The sequence below is a fragment of the Flavobacterium sp. CG_23.5 genome (assembly GCF_017875765.1).
Taxonomy (GTDB): Bacteria; Bacteroidota; Bacteroidia; order Flavobacteriales; family Flavobacteriaceae; genus Flavobacterium.
Genome location: NZ_JAGGNA010000001.1, coordinates 3,171,571 through 3,186,978, shown reverse-complemented (window position 1 = coordinate 3,186,978; position 15,408 = coordinate 3,171,571). Strand labels below are relative to the sequence as shown.

Sequence of the window (15,408 nt, the reverse complement as noted above, 5' to 3'; positions counted from 1 at the left end):
GCCCAAAATATATAAACTGTAAGAAACTATTTAGAAGAAAGATATTAGGAAATTTCCTCAATCAGATATTTTGTCGAATTAATCTCAAAAGTAAATCCCACTTTATTCCCCATTAACTTACTTCCCAAGGGTGACTGCGGAGACAATGCAATGATATTAATTCCTTCGATATTAATTTTAGGAAGTGCTACACTTAAATACAAATAAATTCCATTCGCTTTAATCAGACTTCCCACAATAATGTTTTTAGTAATGGTGGCGGAATCTATTTTGTCCAAAACAGCTTTTTGAGTAAGCACTTCTCTAAGTTTTGTATTGAGCTTCTCTTGTTCGATATGCATCATAGACAAAGCAGTTTCATGCTTATCTCCGGCTGAGCCTTTGGCATCATTTTTAGAATCTTCGGTAAGCGCCGCAATCATATCTCTGAAAACATCGATTCTGTCTTGAACTAACTGAAGGTAATAGTGGTATATTTTTTGTTTGAAAGTCATATTTTTTTTAACTGGGATGACACTTAAATCGTCAATTGCATATGGATTAAAAATCTGGTTTTTATAAAGAAATATTTCGATCCATTTATCTAACACCCCAAAGTTATGATTTTCTTTTATAGCATCATTAGCCAGATGAGTTTCATCCAAAAAATTTAACAAGTTTTTTTAAGTTAATAAAATTGGATTCAATAATTTTAACTTTTTAACCAATCCTAAAAACACAATGAAAAAATCGACATTTATTACCACAATTGCATTTGTTTTCATAATGCTAGTATCCTTCAATGTTCACGCACAAAAATTTCCAGAGCTCGATAAGAGCCCAATGGATGTTGCTTCTTTTCCTAATGATTATAAAATTTCGGCGAAAGCAGCAAAAATCACTTACAGCAGACCCCAATTAAAAGGACGCAGTCTTAGTGAACTGGCTCCAAATGGAAAAGTGTGGAGAACTGGGGCAAATGAAGCCGCAGAACTTACATTGTACGCTGATATGAATTTTGGCACTACCAAAGTTAAAGCTGGCACTTATACTTTATACACTATTCCTGGAGTAAAAGAATGGACCGTTATTATAAATAAAGACCTTAACGTTTGGGGTTCTTATTTTTACAAATCTGAAAATGACGTTGCCAGATTAACCGTTCCAATGACTGAAGCTACAGAATCACTTGAGACTTTTTCAATGGTTTTCACAGAGGCTAAAAATGGTATAGTGCTTAACATGGGATGGGGCAAAATTAGAATTGCAGTACCATTTACAAAATAGAAAATCCCTTAAAACAAAAAAAATGCTGTCTCAAAAAGGCAGCATTTTTTTATACTTTTTAATTTGTGAAAATCATTTCTATTTAAAATACTTTTAAAATTAAAAATCAAACTTATAATTTACACCCGCTAGCACTTGAAAACCTTGAACAGGGTAATTCAACCACTTTTCATACCCTTGATTAGCGATGTTATTAACTCTTAAAAAAGCCGTTAAGCGTTCGCTATATTTAAAGCCCACATGAGCATTGGCATCAAAATAAGATTTCAAAGTAATTGGGCTCGGAGCCACAATATAAACAATATCCGAATTTAGTTTTTGATCTTTACGTTCTCCAACATAAAAAACATCGATACCGGCGAACCATTTCTTAGTTACATTAAAATTTAGATTTGAATTTAATTTTAATGTTGGCAAATTCCATGCTTCACTTTGAAAATCATTAGTGTAACTACTGTATGTTCCATTTATTCCAAAACTCACATTTTCTGAAAAATCAGCTTTTAGTTCTCCGTAAAAACTCAAAGTTCTCATGTCGTCATAAACGACTTGTAGCGAATTTCCAAAAGCATAGTTCTCATTGGTACTTTTTTCAGTATAATCATTGCTTCTAAACAATGCTTTATTTCTCTCATTCACATAAGAACCTCTAATATTATAACTTACATTATTAGTCAGTTTCCCTTTTAATCCTGCAAAAATATCATATTGTTTATCCGTTGGTGCAATGTTTAATGTTGGAGAAATATATGGATTTTCATTTACAAAATCTTGGTATGTGTTCTGTTCTAAATTTCCTTCGGCACCAGCATAAAAAATCATCAAATCATTCACAACTTTGTAAGAAGCACTAATTTGCGGGTAAACAAAAAATTTGTTGTTGCTTTTTACATTATCTAAACTATAAAAGATACCTGCTCCAATATTCAATGTCCAGTCGTCTTTTAATACTACAAAACTTGGTGCAATACCAAAATTAGTAAAACCATATTTTAGAGGTTCTACATTTGTATTCGAATAATTTTTCTTAAAACTTCCCCCTACATAATCCACAATTATATTTGTTTTTATAGCCGTATCCATTATGTCAACTTTGAATGACGGTTTTACATAAAATCGATTCTCCGAAGATCCATACAAATCTGAGAAATGATTGAACTTGACACTCGCTTCATTAAAAATACTTTCAGTAAAAGTAATTTTTCCGCCAGCGGTAATTGTGTTATATGTTTGTTGTGGCTTTATTCCATTAATTAAAACAGCTCTATTTGATGGTGTCATTGTGCTGCCAAAATTAGTTGGCAATCCATACCAATTATAGATTTGATTTTGATAACCCAAATCAAAATTCCATGACAAATCTTTTTCATTCGCTCCGTAAGTCAAATCTATCGATGTATCATAAAACCGATCATCAAGTTCAACACCTTTTATTCCTCCTTGAGAAGAATGATGACGAAACATTCCTCCAACATAATTATTATTGTCTAAATCGTGGTTAACAAATAATTCACCGACAAATGTGCCGTAATTTCCAACTCCAAACGTCGCATAATTTTTAAATAAATGTTCTTGTTTTTCTTTTTCTACCCCTTCCGCTTTTCCTTTTGACGGCGTAAAAGTTGACGCTACAGGAAAAGAGAAAATAGTATATTTTATAGTTTCTTTTTTAGCATTTCCTTCCTCGTCTAGTGAAGGTGTTTCTTTCACTTTGAACGCATCCGAAATTGTTGGCGTATAGGGTTTTACAACATTTACTGTTTCCGTACCTATTTGTTCCTTTTTTTGTGCAAACGAAAATTGGAAGACAAAGAAGAATAAAATCCCCAACCCAACCCTCCCCGAAGGGACGGGAATGAAAAATTGAGAAATGCTATCTACAAATGGATTTGTGTTGTTATTTTTAATTATCATCTTTTTATCATGTGTTTTAGTAAAGAGAAATACGCTCTTCATTTAATCAATTTTTAATCTTTATTATCTAACTTTCTGTCTATTTCGAACATCTTATTTCTAACCTCGTAGCTCAAACCTAAACTTCCCATTCTCCTTTTGCAATGAATTGCGTTTTTCCAGCAATTTTTATATCAAAATGATTTTCCGATAATTTACCCTTAAAATAAATTTGTGAAGGTCTATTAATAAAATCGCCTTGATGGTTTATAATTTCGATTTCTGGTGAATGATATTTCAAAAGAAAGGCCTGTAAACAAGTACTGGCACTTCCTGTAGCCGCATCTTCTTTAAGTTGATTGTCCTCTATACATAACATTCTACTGATCAGTTTTGCCTCATCTAAGCAATAAAAATACAACGCTCTATGACTCGTTTTGCAATGTGCATGCAACCATTCATTCATTTTAGCCTTATCCAGAATTATATTTTCTAATGCTGCTTTACTTTGGAGAGGAACAATTACAAAAGCACTTCCTGTGGTAACTTCTTGAATAGGAAATTGATCATCAAAGTCACTACGTTCTAAATTGCTGAAGGATAAAAAATCATCTGCTGAAAAAGTACCCAAAAACTCTGGTTGAGCTGCCTGCAACACAACCAAATCCCCCGATTGATTAACGTGAATTTCCCCTATTGGAACCGTTAAAATTATATTTTGAGGCTTGTTTTCAAATATTTTATTCATCAAAACCCAAGATGTACCAATGATAGGATGTCCCGCAAACTTCATTTCATATTCAGCAGTGAAAATTCTGATTGTTGCCTTATTATTTTCTGGTTTAAGGATGGTAATGAAAGTACTTTCAGCAAAGTTGATTTCGCGAGCAATTGTTTGCATCTCCTTATCACTTAACTTTTCAGCATCTAAAAAAACAGCCAATTGATTGCCTGCATATTTCTTTTCTGCAAAAACATCCACTATATAAAAGGGTATTGTCATTCGTTTTTTTGTTATTTCTATTACTTCTAACCTACTAGCTTCTTCATTTCCAACAAGCCGATTTACTCGGCTTACTTCTTACTTTGTTATAGACGAATTTGTTTTGGATTCTTCGTCTTTAATACTATTTAGTTCTGTTTGCGCTTCTGAAATAACGTCTGGAAAATCAGTGAAGTTCTGTATTACGTTCTCCAAAATGTAAGTTGCTTGGTAGCTGTCTTTCAAACCGTAAAAGTTTTTTGCCATTAGTATTAATCCTTTGGCTCCAAAATATTTGTAACTCGAATAATTTTTCGCCAATTTTTGAACGGCAATATTTGACGCTTCATATTTCGCATCTTTATTTTTAAAATACCCATCATAATATAATGCTTCGGCAGCTAATTCTCCTTTGGCAATCAACATTAATTTTGCATAAGCCACTCGTGCTTTTGCCTCATCACCGGTTTGTATGGCTGCACGTGCTATTATAATTTGGGCATCACTTTTTACATTATCATCCGTTTTAGAATTCATCAAAACTTTCTCTGCATAGACTACTGAGTTAGAATAATCCTTCCCGTCATAATAACATTTCATCAAGTTTGATTGCGCATAAGTCCTGTTTTGAGATAATTCTCCTTCTTTCTCTAAGCGAGATAATATTGGAATTGCTTTATCACAATCTTTATTTTTTAGGAAAATCTGTGCCAATCTATTCAACGATTGTTCTGTAAATTCACTTCCTGACTGTTCAATTACAAATTCATAATTAGGAATTGATTTGCCTTCTGAACCTTCTGAATAATACGATTGAGCAAGGTAATAATTAGCCTTTAAAGCATGTATTCCTCTGGGAAACTTAGCCACATAACCGCTAAATCCTGCGATTGCCTGTTTCGTATTATTTTGTTGAAATTGTTTCTCGGCAGCTTCATAGGTGTCGTTGTCAAGTTCAGCGTCTGTAACAGCAACAAAATCCAAAGTACGAACCCAATTCGCATATTCATCCACTCTACCGTTGTCCACATAAATCAATCGAGCGGTTGCCACGGCTTCTAATGCCTCTGGACTTTTAGGGAAATCCGCCGCTACTTTTTTAAATTTAGTTAAAGCCAGTTCATCTTTATCTGAATTATAATAAATTAATCCTTGGCGTAAAATAGATCTGGAAGTAAAAGAACCTCTCTTAAATTCAGTATTTAATCGATCGTATGTTTTTATGGCAAGATCACTTTTATTGTCGGAAACATACGTATTCCCTAGTTCAAACATCGCATCATCACGATAATCTGATTTTGGATATAACTGTAAAAAAGCATTTAGCTCTTCTATTTTCTTATCGTTTTTAGAAATAAATCCGTAAGAAATTGCTTTTTGAAAATACGCATAATCAGCATCTACGCTTTTTGACTCGATCACTTTATTGTAAGCCTCCATCGCCGCTCCATATTTTGAAGTAACAAAACGACAATCCGCTAAACGCAAATAGGAATCATTCAAACGTACTTTATCGTCTTTTGAAGTTGTTATTTGATTTTGGAAATAATTCCCTGCCTGATCGTATTCTTTCAATTTGAAATACGCATAAGCAATATTATAATTAATGTTTTTATGCTCCGGTGTTTCTTTGGCTTGAGCCAAACCTGTAAATTGTTTAAAGCTTATCAACGCCTCTTTGAAATCATTCAAAACATATTCTGTTTCCCCTTTCCAGAAAGTGGCTCGGGCAGTAAAACTTGCATCTTTTTGTTCGTTGATGGATTTAGTAAACATTTTCAACGCTTCGTCATAATCTCCATCAGTGTATAATTCTAACCCTCTGTAAAAAGTAACTTTTTGATAAGCTAATCTATTTTCTGCTGATTTGTTTCTTTCTAATAATACTAAGGCTTCTTTATAATTTTTTGAAGAGATATAAGAATCAATCAGTAGTTTTTCAATCTCTGAATGACTGGAGTTATCAGGGTATTTTTTTAAGAAATTCAGCAATACTGCTGGTACACTTTGATAAGAATTTCCAATTTCATAACTCAATTTAGCGTAATTCAAACTCGCATCTTCTTGTATCGCAACATCAAATTGCATTTCGGATGCGTTTTTAAAAGCATTTAAAGCCTGCTGTTTTTTATTTGTATTCAAATAACTTTCTCCCAAATGATAATAGGCATTTTGAGCCACAGAATCTTTTCCTCCAATGATTTTATTGAATTGTGAAATCGCATTTTCGTAATCTTTCTGCATGTAATAGGCATATCCCAATTGGTAAAAATCTGTATTATTCCATCTTCCTTTTTTTCCTTTATACGCCACCAAATAAGGAATGGATTTATCATATTGTTTTAAATTAAAATAGCTTTCGCCAATAATTTTATTCAATTCTGATTTTTCCGAAGGATTTGATTTAGCCATTGCTTTTTCGCCTAAATCAATTGCTTTTTGAAAATTCCCCAACTTAAAGTTCATATCGGCTTGATAATACGAAAGCTTTTCTTTGTATTTTTCTTCTCCCGAAACTTCATCAAAATATTTTGTTGCCTGCTTATAATCATCTCCTTCATAAGCCATGAAACCAAGATAATACTTAGCCTGAGAGCCATATTCAGCAGAGTTCACCACTTTATTCAAATAGATTGTCGCATCCTTTTTCTTTTTGGCATTAAAAAAACTATAGCCTTTTTGGAAGTTAAATTTATCGCGATCGCTGTTACTTAAATGACTCTCATCCACTTTATCGAACCATCGCAAAGCTTGCGAATAATTCCCTTGCTCAAAATAATAATGAGCCACTTCAATATACGCTTGATTTTGTTTAATACTCGTAGGATAATCGGCGACAAATTGCTCCATCAATTGATCCGCATTGGATTGATTGGTACGAATAGCGCAATTTGCGATATAATACGCACAATCCGATTGTACTTCCTCAGTCGTAGCGGTTGCTTTTACGTTCTTAAAAATAATTTCGGCTGATGCATATTGTTTATCATTAAATAAAGAAAGTGCTTTATTGTAATCTTTTAAATCGTGAGTATAAATCGTTGATTTTTGTGCCGATATAGAAGCAGTTATAATAAAAAGAAGAAATAAGTAGAGCCTAGAAATTTTACGCATTGTATTTTTATTTAATAATTCAAATGTATCATATTCTGAAGTCTATAACGAATCGTTATCCGTTTTTATTATGAACATTTTTTTAAACAATTTACATTTGGCAAGTCTGAACGACTGTCCATTCGATAATCATTAAGCTTAAGTACTTATTATTTCAGTAATTCTTCTTAATTGAATAAAATTTATTTTGAATACAACCGTTATCTTATTACTTTTACCAAATAAACAAAATCTCCTATGTCTCAACCTGTATTGTCTTTAAAAAATGTAAACATTTATCAAGAAGGAAAAACTATTTTATCTCATGTAAACTTGGAGGTAAATCATGGAGAGTTTCTATACATCATCGGAAAAACTGGTTCTGGAAAAAGCACCTTGATGAAAACCTTATATGGTGATTTACCACTTAAAGAAGGAGAAGGTCATATTGTAGATTTTGATTTAGCCACTTTGAAAGAAGATGACATTCCGTTTTTGAGAAGAAAGATTGGAATCGTTTTTCAAGATTTCAAATTATTACCGGACCGCACTGTAAAAGACAATATGTTATTTGTTCTTAAAGCAACTGGCTGGGTTGATAATGACGAAATGCAACGAAAAATTGACGAAGTACTGGATAAAGTTGGCATGAAAGAATTTGGTAATAAAATGCCACATCAACTTTCTGGCGGAGAACAACAAAGAGTTGCCATTGCAAGAGCTTTACTGAACGACCCTGAACTTATTCTTGCTGATGAGCCTACAGGAAATCTTGATCCACAAACCAGTGCAGAAGTATTGGAAGTATTAAAAAACATCAATGCAAACGGAAAAACGATCATTATGGCAACTCATGATTATGCATTACTAATGAAATTTCCATCGAAAACATTGAAATGTGAAGAGGAGCGAATTTTTGAAGTGGTTCAGCAGAAACAGCTATAATGCTTTCCGTATTAATCCCAATATACAATTATAACGCCTATCCCCTTGTTTTAGAATTGCACAAGCAATGTTTAAAATCTAAGATTGATTTTGAGATTTTGTGTCAGGATGATGCTTCGCAATCGAGTTTGAATGTGTTTAATGAAAATATAAACTCATTATCAAATTGCAGTTTTGTTTCATTAAAACAAAATGTCGCTCATCGTGAAAATAGAAATTCATTGGCGGAAAAATCAAAATACGAATATTTGCTTTTTATTGATGGTGACTCTATCATTATTCGGGACAATTATATTAAAGATTACCTCTCTAATTTACTTGATTTTGACATTATTTATGGAGGTCGTGTACACCCCAAAAAATGTCCTTCTGACAATCAAAAATTAAGGTGGAAATACGGAAAATTTATTGAAGATAAATCAGCTGAAAATAGAAAAAAAAAGCCTTATCAATCCTTACTTTTTAATAATACACTAATTAAAAAAGATTGTTTTAACAAAGTGAAATTTGATAAATACATGAAAAAATATGGTCATGATGATACCCAACTTTCGTATCAATTGAGTGTATTAAAATCCAAAGTAAATCACATTGAAAACCCTGTTGAACACGGCCATATTGACACGAATTTGGTTTATTTAAACAAAACCAAAGAATCACTAGAAAATTTATATCAACTGCATCAAGAAGGTAAAATCGACACTGAATTTGTAAGGATTATTCAATTGCACCACTTTTTAAGAAGAACAAGATTAGTTTTTATAATTTCAAAAATTTATAGTTTTTTTGAAAAGCCAATCTCCAAAAACCTGACTGGGAGCAATCCGAATCTATTAATTTTTAATCTATTCAGAGTTGGTTATTTATGCAAAATAAGCTCTAAATAAAAGCATAATTTTTAACCATTTTTCGTTTCAATAAATAACTGATTCCATGTTTCCATAATCGCATCAATTGAATATTTCTGGCTACTTATTTTTGCGTTTTTTCCCATTTCAATTCGTAATGATTCGTTTTCGATTAAAGTTTCTACCGCTTTTACATAATCCAATTCGTTACCGTTTTCAATTAAAAATCCATTTTTATTTTCAATTAAAATTCCCCTTGGTCCACATGGACAATCATAAGCAATACAAGGCAATCCAGTAGCCATAGCTTCAATTAGCACCATTCCAAAACCTTCAAATCGAGAAGTCATTAAATAAAATGAAGCCTCTAAATATTTTTCTTCAATATTTCTTACTGGTTCATAAAAAGCAACACTATTAGCAATACCCAAGTTTTTAGCGAATAACCGTAGATCTGAATTTTCACTAGATTTTCCGTAAATATCCAAGGTCCAATCTGGATGTTTCACTACTACTTTTTTCCAAATTTCCAGCATTCTGTCAAATCCTTTTTCGTACGTGTGCCGTCCAACAGAAATGACTTTTTTGTTTGCCAAAGAGCTCGATTTTGAGGAAGCAAACCATAATGGATTTGGAATCACAATCGTGCGCTTTACATCCCATTCTTTTATACTTTCACTAGTTTCAACTACAAATTTATCGTATTTATTTGCACCAATTTCTTTGTAAGTATTGCCTATATTAGAAAAAAATTTAGAAAAAATACCCTTACTTATTTCTTTTTCTTGAATGAATTTAGAACTGTGCATTTCTAAAATTAGAGGGATTTTATTTTTTAGAATAAAAGGGATTGAATAAGCCTTTAAACCATTATCACATACAATAATGACATCAGGTTGTATTGTTTTAATTTTGTTTTTTAAGGAATTTTTATAAGATTGGAAAAACTGAAAAAAATTCCCTTTTAGAATAATATCATGGAAAACAATATTTTCATTGAAGGAATAAAAAAGAGGAAAAAACCCTTCATTTTGAGTGAGAATATGAACCTCATATCCTAAGTTTTCAATAAGATAATTGGCTTTGACCGAAAGTATTCTGGCTACACCGCCTTCGTTATTAATGTTTGGAACGATATAAAGTAGTTTCATTTTTTGGATGTCAAAAATTCGTCGAAGTCTCTAATATAATCCGTTTCTTCGAACACATCAGAGGCAAAAACTAAACAAACAGAGCCAGATGAAAAATTGTCCAATTCTCTCCAAATTCCCTTTGGAATATACAATCCCATATTTGGTTTATTCAAAAGAAATGATTTTTTTTCAATTCCGTCGTTTAACGCAACTTCAAAACTTCCGCTCAAAGCAATTAGCACTTCACTTTGATTGATGTGAGAGTGGCTTCCACGAAAGGCATTACTCGGCACATCAAAAAGATAGTATACCCGCTTGAATTCAAACGGTAATATATCATTTTGAATAAATGCGAGATTTCCTCTGGTATCTTCTACAACAGGGATTTTTATTAGCACTATGTCTTTTACTGTCGTCATATTTTTTTTTATAATCGAATCTCCATCAAATCTAACCATTGCTGACCAATTGTTGCTATTGAAAAAGATTCTACACTTTGCAAGGCATTCTGCTTACAATACTTATATAAATTTTCGTCGTCAACGAATAAATTCATTGCTTCGGTAAGTTGTTTGACGTTTTGATTTTCCACTAACAAACCATTTTTTTTATGCACGATCATTTCACTTGGTCCGGACAAACAATCAAAAGCAACAACAGGAGTTTCGCAAGCCAGAGATTCCAAAATAACATTGGGCAAACCTTCATTTAAACTACTTAAAACAAAAAATCTTGCGTTTTTCAAGTACTTAAACGGATTCTCCTGAAAACCTAAAAAATGCACTTTATCCGATACTTTTCTATTTGTGGCTAGCTGTTGCAAATTAGTTTTTTGATCTCCATCCCCTAGTAAAACCAAATGAATATTATTCCTTGGCAAAATCGATTCAGAATACGCTTCAATCAACTTATCAAACTGCTTAATCTTAGTTTCCATTTGGCCTACGCCAATAATATAATCAAACGGAAGCGATACTTTTTCATTACTCTTTTCCTGTATGTCATCAATGTCGATTGGATTATAAATTGTAACGACGTTTTTCAGATGATGTTTGCTCTCTATACGTTCTTTAGATTTAGTGGTAATACCAACCATTTTATAACAATTTCCGTACATATATCTGGTAAGAACCGACCAATTGGGCATATAGTGATCTATCAAATAGCTATGAACCATGAAAATAGTTTTCGTTTTATACAGCCATTTTGCAATCAATAACTCCTGAATTGGTTTTACTCTAAACCTGAAATCGATAATAAAATCAAATTCCTGTTGATGAAGGTATTTTTTAAGAAAAACAAAGCGGTTCCATTTATTAAAAAGTCCATTGGAAGAATTTTTCATCTTTCCTAAATTGACTAATTTTCCCGAATAAGAATAAGAGACTTCATCAAGAACGATAATATTGTGGATTTCAATTCCTTTTTTTTCGAAAAATTGAGATAAAATGGCCATCACTCTTTCGGCTCCACCTCGACTTAATCGATAACCAATTAATGCAATTTTAATTTTTTTGTTAGGCAATATCATTCTCGATTTCTTATTTTCGTATCAAATATAACTCTTTTAAAAAAATATGCAAGATAAACCCATTGTTACCATTATTTGTCTGTGTTACAATCAGCAAGATTACGTCTTGGAGAGTTTATTTTCTGTTATAAATCAAAGTTATTCAACCATTGAACTTATTATTGTGGATGATTATAGTACTGATAATTCTAAAGCGACAATCGAAAAATGGCTTGTAAATTACCCTGAAATTCAATTCATTGCAAACGAAGCCAATTTAGGGAATACAAAGTCGTTCAATAAAGCTTTAAAAATAGCCAAAGGACAATATATCATTGACTTGGCAGCAGATGATGTTTTACTACCAAATTGTGTTTCTTTACAACTAAATGCTTTTAAAAATACAGCGTACAAAAATCTTGGAATTGTTTATGGAAACACCGAATTAATTAGTGAAAATGGCGAATTTCACTCCTACTATTTTGCAGTAGATAAATCAAAAAAAGTAATGGAAAACAGAATTACCGGCAATATTTATGTGTCAGTCCTTTCGGGAGGCGATAGTATATGTTCGGTTTCGAGTATGGTAAAAAAATCAGTTTTTGATTCTCTACAAGGATATGATGAAACACTTGCTTATGAAGATTTAGATTTTTGGATACGTGCTTCTCGCCATTTTGAATTTGATTTTATCGACGAAATTCTGATCCAAAAAAGGATCGTTGCCAACTCTTTAGGAACTGATTTTTTTAAGAAAAATGATTCGAAGTCAAAAAAAATAAATTATTCAACTTATTTGATTCTTAAAAAAGCAATCGCACTGAATAAAACAAGAGAAGAGAATAAGGCAATTTTAAAAAGAATTCATTTTGAGACGATTCTAGCATACAAAACTTCGAATATGATTTTAATGATAAAATATATCGTCTTAGAAATCAAATTGCGATCTACAATTTGTTAATTTCTCTCAACTGTTGAATATCCAGTAGATCTTTCGGTCTATTTTCTTTAATTTTACTAGTGATTAAATCTTCCAGTGAAAGCACATTCCACCGCAAAAAAGAATTATTATTAACTTGTGAAACTTCACTATCAACCATTAGCATTCGAACCTTATGTTTATTGGATAAAGCAACAAAACTGTTAATGTTTTCTTCCCAAGGTTGAAACATATTTTGTAGATTTTATAGTAATCAAAAAATTAGCAGATTTATCAACTTTATTTTTGGTTGAAAACTGGTTTACTCTGTACATTAAATTCAGAAAGCTATAAATACGTTCGATTTTAGAAAGTTTTAAAAAAATTTCTAATTGCTTCTTGTTACTTTCTTCTTTGGTTTGAAATTGGATTTCCATATCAATTCGTTGTTTTACAAAATTATATAAATAAACAGTTGAATCGCTAAAAAAGAAGTTCTAAATTTAAATGATTTAAAGCTTGTAACTAAGAAAATTTCTACACAGTTAATTTTATAAAAAGAGTTTTACTGCTTTAAATTCAATTACACCATTAAAAAATCTTCCAAATCTTTTCTTTCCCCTTCCCAATCTCTTGAAATATTGGTCCGAATTAATTGTGATGGAATCCCACCGATTAAAATGTGCGTACCCAAATCAGTATAATTTTTATTACCCAGACTATTAGAGGCTATTGTACAATAATCAGGAGTCTTTGTATTTTGCATAATTGTAACTCTACTTCCCACATAATTATAGTTGCCAATAGCAATTGGGCCCGTCATTTTTAGCTTTTCTCCAATAGTAGTATCTATCATCTGATGAAAATTAGTATCCATAATTTGACATTCCGATCCAAAACGGGCATAATCACCCAAGACAATATTTTCAATACAAATTAATTTAGCATAAGAACCTAATGATGACATATGTCCAAACTCACAATAGGCATTTTCGCCTATATAAATAAAATAATCCTTCCCAAATTGTACGTGCCCTTTAAAAACCAACGTTCCTAAAATATTGATTTCTGCAATCCCTTTATGAAGTGTGTTCATTTCATATGGTTGACCAAAACCAATCATTCCTCTTTTAATCGGCCCATTAATTTGAATTTTACCAATTATTGAAGCAAATTTTACCTCTCCATAAAAAAAAACAGGAAGTTTTTTAGCGGTATGTAAAGGAAACTTTTTGAAATTAAAGTATAAGGTCTTAGTCCAATTCACCGTATAATAAAACGCAGTTTTTTCGCGAAACAGCTTCGTTTTTCTATAATAATATTTAAGAATTTTAATCATTTTTTTTCTTTATTATAGAATTGAATAATTCTTTTAATTCCATTTTTTTATTCATTTGAAATAAAACAAAAGCAAACGAAACCACTACCATTACTATCATCAAGCTATATTTTATAGTGGGATTCGGAATATATCTAAAAAGGAACATGGTCATACACATTAAAATACAGCTCAAATAAATTTGATGAAAATCTCTATTAAAATAAAAATTATATCTTTTTTTCGTAATCATTTTAAGAACAAAAAAGTGAAATAAATAATAGACTAAAAAACTAAACCCAAGACCTTCCAACCCATAATAATTATATCCTAGAATATTTAAAATTAATGATAGTATATTAAAGCCGATAGCGGTTTTCATAAAGATTTTCGAGTCTCCCTTGGCGATCAGAATATATCCCATTGACCAAGAAACCGCTCTAAACAACATGGCTAATATCCCAAAACTAACCATTGGAATAATTGAAATGAACGCAGGAGTGTAAATAATTTTTATAATAAGTGGAATCATCGCTAAAAATAAAATAATTATTGGGGTTATAATTAGTATCGACATAAACGATTGCTGCACTACACTTACTCTAATTTTTTCGTTATCATCATTAATAGAGGCTAATTTCGGAAAGTAATCGGTACTCATAACGGTGAAAATTATTCCAACATAAGAATTCAATAAAGTAAAACCAGCATTAAAATAGCCAACCTCAACTAACCCTCCGTTTTTACCAATATACAATTGAATCAAATAAGTAGATAGCAAAGTCAGTAACCCACTCAATGTCAGCATTATTCCTAATCGAATAATACTTTTTCCCTCAGTTGTCACTTGTTTATTGCTTAAAGTAATTTTTTCGAATTTTATTTTTTTTGAATAAAAAACAGAAAACAATAAGGACGATAATGAAGCTATTATTATTGTTGGTACAATTGCGTCGATTCTGTAAAAAACATACAAAGGAATTGAAAATAGTAATCCAAATAAATTGCCGTAAAAATTTGCTTTGGCCAAAAGTTTCATTTGTCTTAAACCTTGCAAAACTACAAGTTCGCCTATCATCAATTGCCTAAATAATAGCGTAATGGACAAAAAAACAAACGAATAGGTGTGATTTGAATTTCCAAAAGTAATTGTGCTCAGCCACCCAGAAAAAATAATGGTAAGTAGCGTCCCCAAAATCCCAGTTAATAATGCCAATTTTTTTACAACAGCTACAATAGTTGAAACAGTATTTAAATCCTCATTTTTATAATTTCCTGAAACATGTTTTATAGCACTTGTTTCAATTCCTAAACCAGTAATGCCTGAAATCATAGCTACCGAAGCATTCAATAAAGAAATTATCCCCATTCCCGCCGGTCCAATAAACACCGCAATCAATTTTGTCCGAATTATAGAAATAATAATATTGAAAAATTGCACTCCGCCAAAAAGGGAGGTAGTTTTAACAATTTCTAGATATGATGATTTACTTTCAGACAC

The 15,408-nt window shown here is 31.6% G+C and carries 14 protein-coding genes; 4 read left to right on the top strand and 10 right to left on the bottom strand.

Features of this window, described 5'->3' with window-relative positions:
- Positions 1-44 precede the first annotated feature (44 nt).
- Positions 45-494, bottom strand: coding sequence for a hypothetical protein (locus H4V97_RS13790; RefSeq protein ID WP_209550310.1), 450 nt, complete (start codon positions 492-494; stop codon positions 45-47).
- A gap of 226 nt (positions 495-720) precedes the next feature.
- On the opposite strand from H4V97_RS13790, the gene H4V97_RS13785 reads away from it, so the two are divergent.
- A complete protein-coding gene (locus H4V97_RS13785; protein WP_209549996.1) occupies positions 721-1,266 on the top strand; it encodes a DUF2911 domain-containing protein in 546 nt (181 codons plus the stop codon).
- 99 nt (positions 1,267-1,365) lie between these two features.
- Here H4V97_RS13785 and H4V97_RS13780 read toward each other — a convergent pair whose 3' ends face one another.
- The 3 genes from H4V97_RS13780 to H4V97_RS13770 form a co-directional block, all read right to left on the bottom strand.
- Entirely contained in the window at positions 1,366-3,222 is a 1,857-nt protein-coding gene (locus tag H4V97_RS13780) for a TonB-dependent receptor (RefSeq protein ID WP_245345238.1), read from the bottom strand.
- Between the two features lie 76 nt (positions 3,223-3,298).
- The gene (locus H4V97_RS13775) at positions 3,299-4,162 is read right to left on the bottom strand and encodes a PhzF family phenazine biosynthesis protein (protein WP_209549995.1); all 864 of its coding nucleotides are present in this window, start codon (positions 4,160-4,162) and stop codon (positions 3,299-3,301) included.
- A gap of 78 nt (positions 4,163-4,240) precedes the next feature.
- A complete protein-coding gene (locus H4V97_RS13770) occupies positions 4,241-7,255 on the bottom strand; it encodes a tetratricopeptide repeat protein (protein WP_209549994.1) in 3,015 nt (1,004 codons plus the stop codon).
- 237 nt (positions 7,256-7,492) lie between these two features.
- Here H4V97_RS13770 and H4V97_RS13765 point away from each other — a divergent pair, with 237 nt between their 5' ends.
- Positions 7,493-8,179: a cell division ATP-binding protein FtsE gene (locus tag H4V97_RS13765; RefSeq protein ID WP_196850671.1), complete on the top strand. Its 687-nt coding sequence runs from the start codon at positions 7,493-7,495 to the stop codon at positions 8,177-8,179.
- On the top strand, positions 8,179-9,066 hold the full coding sequence (locus H4V97_RS13760; RefSeq protein WP_209549993.1) for a glycosyltransferase family 2 protein: 888 nt from the start codon (positions 8,179-8,181) through the stop codon (positions 9,064-9,066). Before H4V97_RS13765 ends, H4V97_RS13760 begins: the two co-directional genes overlap by 1 nt.
- Before the next feature lie 11 nt (positions 9,067-9,077).
- Here H4V97_RS13760 and H4V97_RS13755 read toward each other — a convergent pair whose 3' ends face one another.
- Genes H4V97_RS13755 through H4V97_RS13745 form a run of 3 tightly spaced genes read right to left on the bottom strand, consistent with a single transcriptional unit; the run spans position 9,078 to position 11,691 of the window.
- The gene (locus H4V97_RS13755; protein WP_209549992.1) at positions 9,078-10,178 is read right to left on the bottom strand and encodes a glycosyltransferase family 4 protein; all 1,101 of its coding nucleotides are present in this window, start codon (positions 10,176-10,178) and stop codon (positions 9,078-9,080) included.
- Entirely contained in the window at positions 10,175-10,579 is a 405-nt protein-coding gene (locus H4V97_RS13750) for a sugar 3,4-ketoisomerase (RefSeq protein WP_209549991.1), read from the bottom strand. The genes H4V97_RS13755 and H4V97_RS13750 overlap by 4 nt, the downstream gene beginning before the upstream one ends.
- A gap of 8 nt (positions 10,580-10,587) precedes the next feature.
- Positions 10,588-11,691: a glycosyltransferase gene (locus H4V97_RS13745; RefSeq protein WP_209549990.1), complete on the bottom strand. Its 1,104-nt coding sequence runs from the start codon at positions 11,689-11,691 to the stop codon at positions 10,588-10,590.
- Between the two features lie 46 nt (positions 11,692-11,737).
- Between H4V97_RS13745 and H4V97_RS13740 the strand changes: the two genes are divergently transcribed.
- Positions 11,738-12,631 carry a glycosyltransferase family 2 protein gene (locus H4V97_RS13740; protein ID WP_209549989.1) on the top strand — a complete coding sequence of 298 codons (894 nt, stop codon included), beginning with the start codon at positions 11,738-11,740 and terminating at the stop codon, positions 12,629-12,631.
- Here the strand turns inward: H4V97_RS13740 and H4V97_RS13735 are convergent.
- The 3 genes from H4V97_RS13735 to H4V97_RS15985 all read right to left on the bottom strand — a co-directional run bounded on the left by H4V97_RS13735 (position 12,618) and on the right by H4V97_RS15985 (position 15,408).
- A complete protein-coding gene (locus H4V97_RS13735) occupies positions 12,618-12,842 on the bottom strand; it encodes a DUF6036 family nucleotidyltransferase (protein WP_209549988.1) in 225 nt (74 codons plus the stop codon). The two genes, H4V97_RS13740 and H4V97_RS13735, sit on opposite strands and share 14 nt — an antisense overlap.
- Positions 12,843-13,172: 330 nt before the next feature.
- Positions 13,173-13,928: an acyltransferase gene (locus H4V97_RS13730; RefSeq protein WP_245345237.1), complete on the bottom strand. Its 756-nt coding sequence runs from the start codon at positions 13,926-13,928 to the stop codon at positions 13,173-13,175.
- On the bottom strand, positions 13,921-15,408 hold the full coding sequence (locus H4V97_RS15985) for an oligosaccharide flippase family protein (protein ID WP_209549987.1): 1,488 nt from the start codon (positions 15,406-15,408) through the stop codon (positions 13,921-13,923). The genes H4V97_RS13730 and H4V97_RS15985 overlap by 8 nt, the downstream gene beginning before the upstream one ends.

What these genes read in the sequence shown, in the direction of transcription:
- H4V97_RS13750 (WP_209549991.1), bottom strand. Translation starts at nt 10,579, where the DNA reads ATGACGACAGTAAAAGACATAGTGCTAATAAAAATCCCTGTTGTAGAA.
- H4V97_RS13770 (WP_209549994.1), bottom strand. Translation starts at nt 7,255, where the DNA reads ATGCGTAAAATTTCTAGGCTCTACTTATTTCTTCTTTTTATTATAACT.
- H4V97_RS13740 (WP_209549989.1), top strand. Translation starts at nt 11,738, where the DNA reads ATGCAAGATAAACCCATTGTTACCATTATTTGTCTGTGTTACAATCAG.
- H4V97_RS13765 (WP_196850671.1), top strand. Translation starts at nt 7,493, where the DNA reads ATGTCTCAACCTGTATTGTCTTTAAAAAATGTAAACATTTATCAAGAA.
- H4V97_RS13775 (WP_209549995.1), bottom strand. Translation starts at nt 4,162, where the DNA reads ATGACAATACCCTTTTATATAGTGGATGTTTTTGCAGAAAAGAAATAT.
- H4V97_RS13785 (WP_209549996.1), top strand. Translation starts at nt 721, where the DNA reads ATGAAAAAATCGACATTTATTACCACAATTGCATTTGTTTTCATAATG.
- H4V97_RS13790 (WP_209550310.1), bottom strand. Translation starts at nt 494, where the DNA reads ATGACTTTCAAACAAAAAATATACCACTATTACCTTCAGTTAGTTCAA.
- H4V97_RS13755 (WP_209549992.1), bottom strand. Translation starts at nt 10,178, where the DNA reads ATGAAACTACTTTATATCGTTCCAAACATTAATAACGAAGGCGGTGTA.
- H4V97_RS13735 (WP_209549988.1), bottom strand. Translation starts at nt 12,842, where the DNA reads ATGTTTCAACCTTGGGAAGAAAACATTAACAGTTTTGTTGCTTTATCC.
- H4V97_RS13780 (WP_245345238.1), bottom strand. Translation starts at nt 3,222, where the DNA reads ATGAAGAGCGTATTTCTCTTTACTAAAACACATGATAAAAAGATGATA.
- H4V97_RS13760 (WP_209549993.1), top strand. Translation starts at nt 8,179, where the DNA reads ATGCTTTCCGTATTAATCCCAATATACAATTATAACGCCTATCCCCTT.
- H4V97_RS13745 (WP_209549990.1), bottom strand. Translation starts at nt 11,691, where the DNA reads ATGATATTGCCTAACAAAAAAATTAAAATTGCATTAATTGGTTATCGA.
- H4V97_RS13730 (WP_245345237.1), bottom strand. Translation starts at nt 13,928, where the DNA reads ATGATTAAAATTCTTAAATATTATTATAGAAAAACGAAGCTGTTTCGC.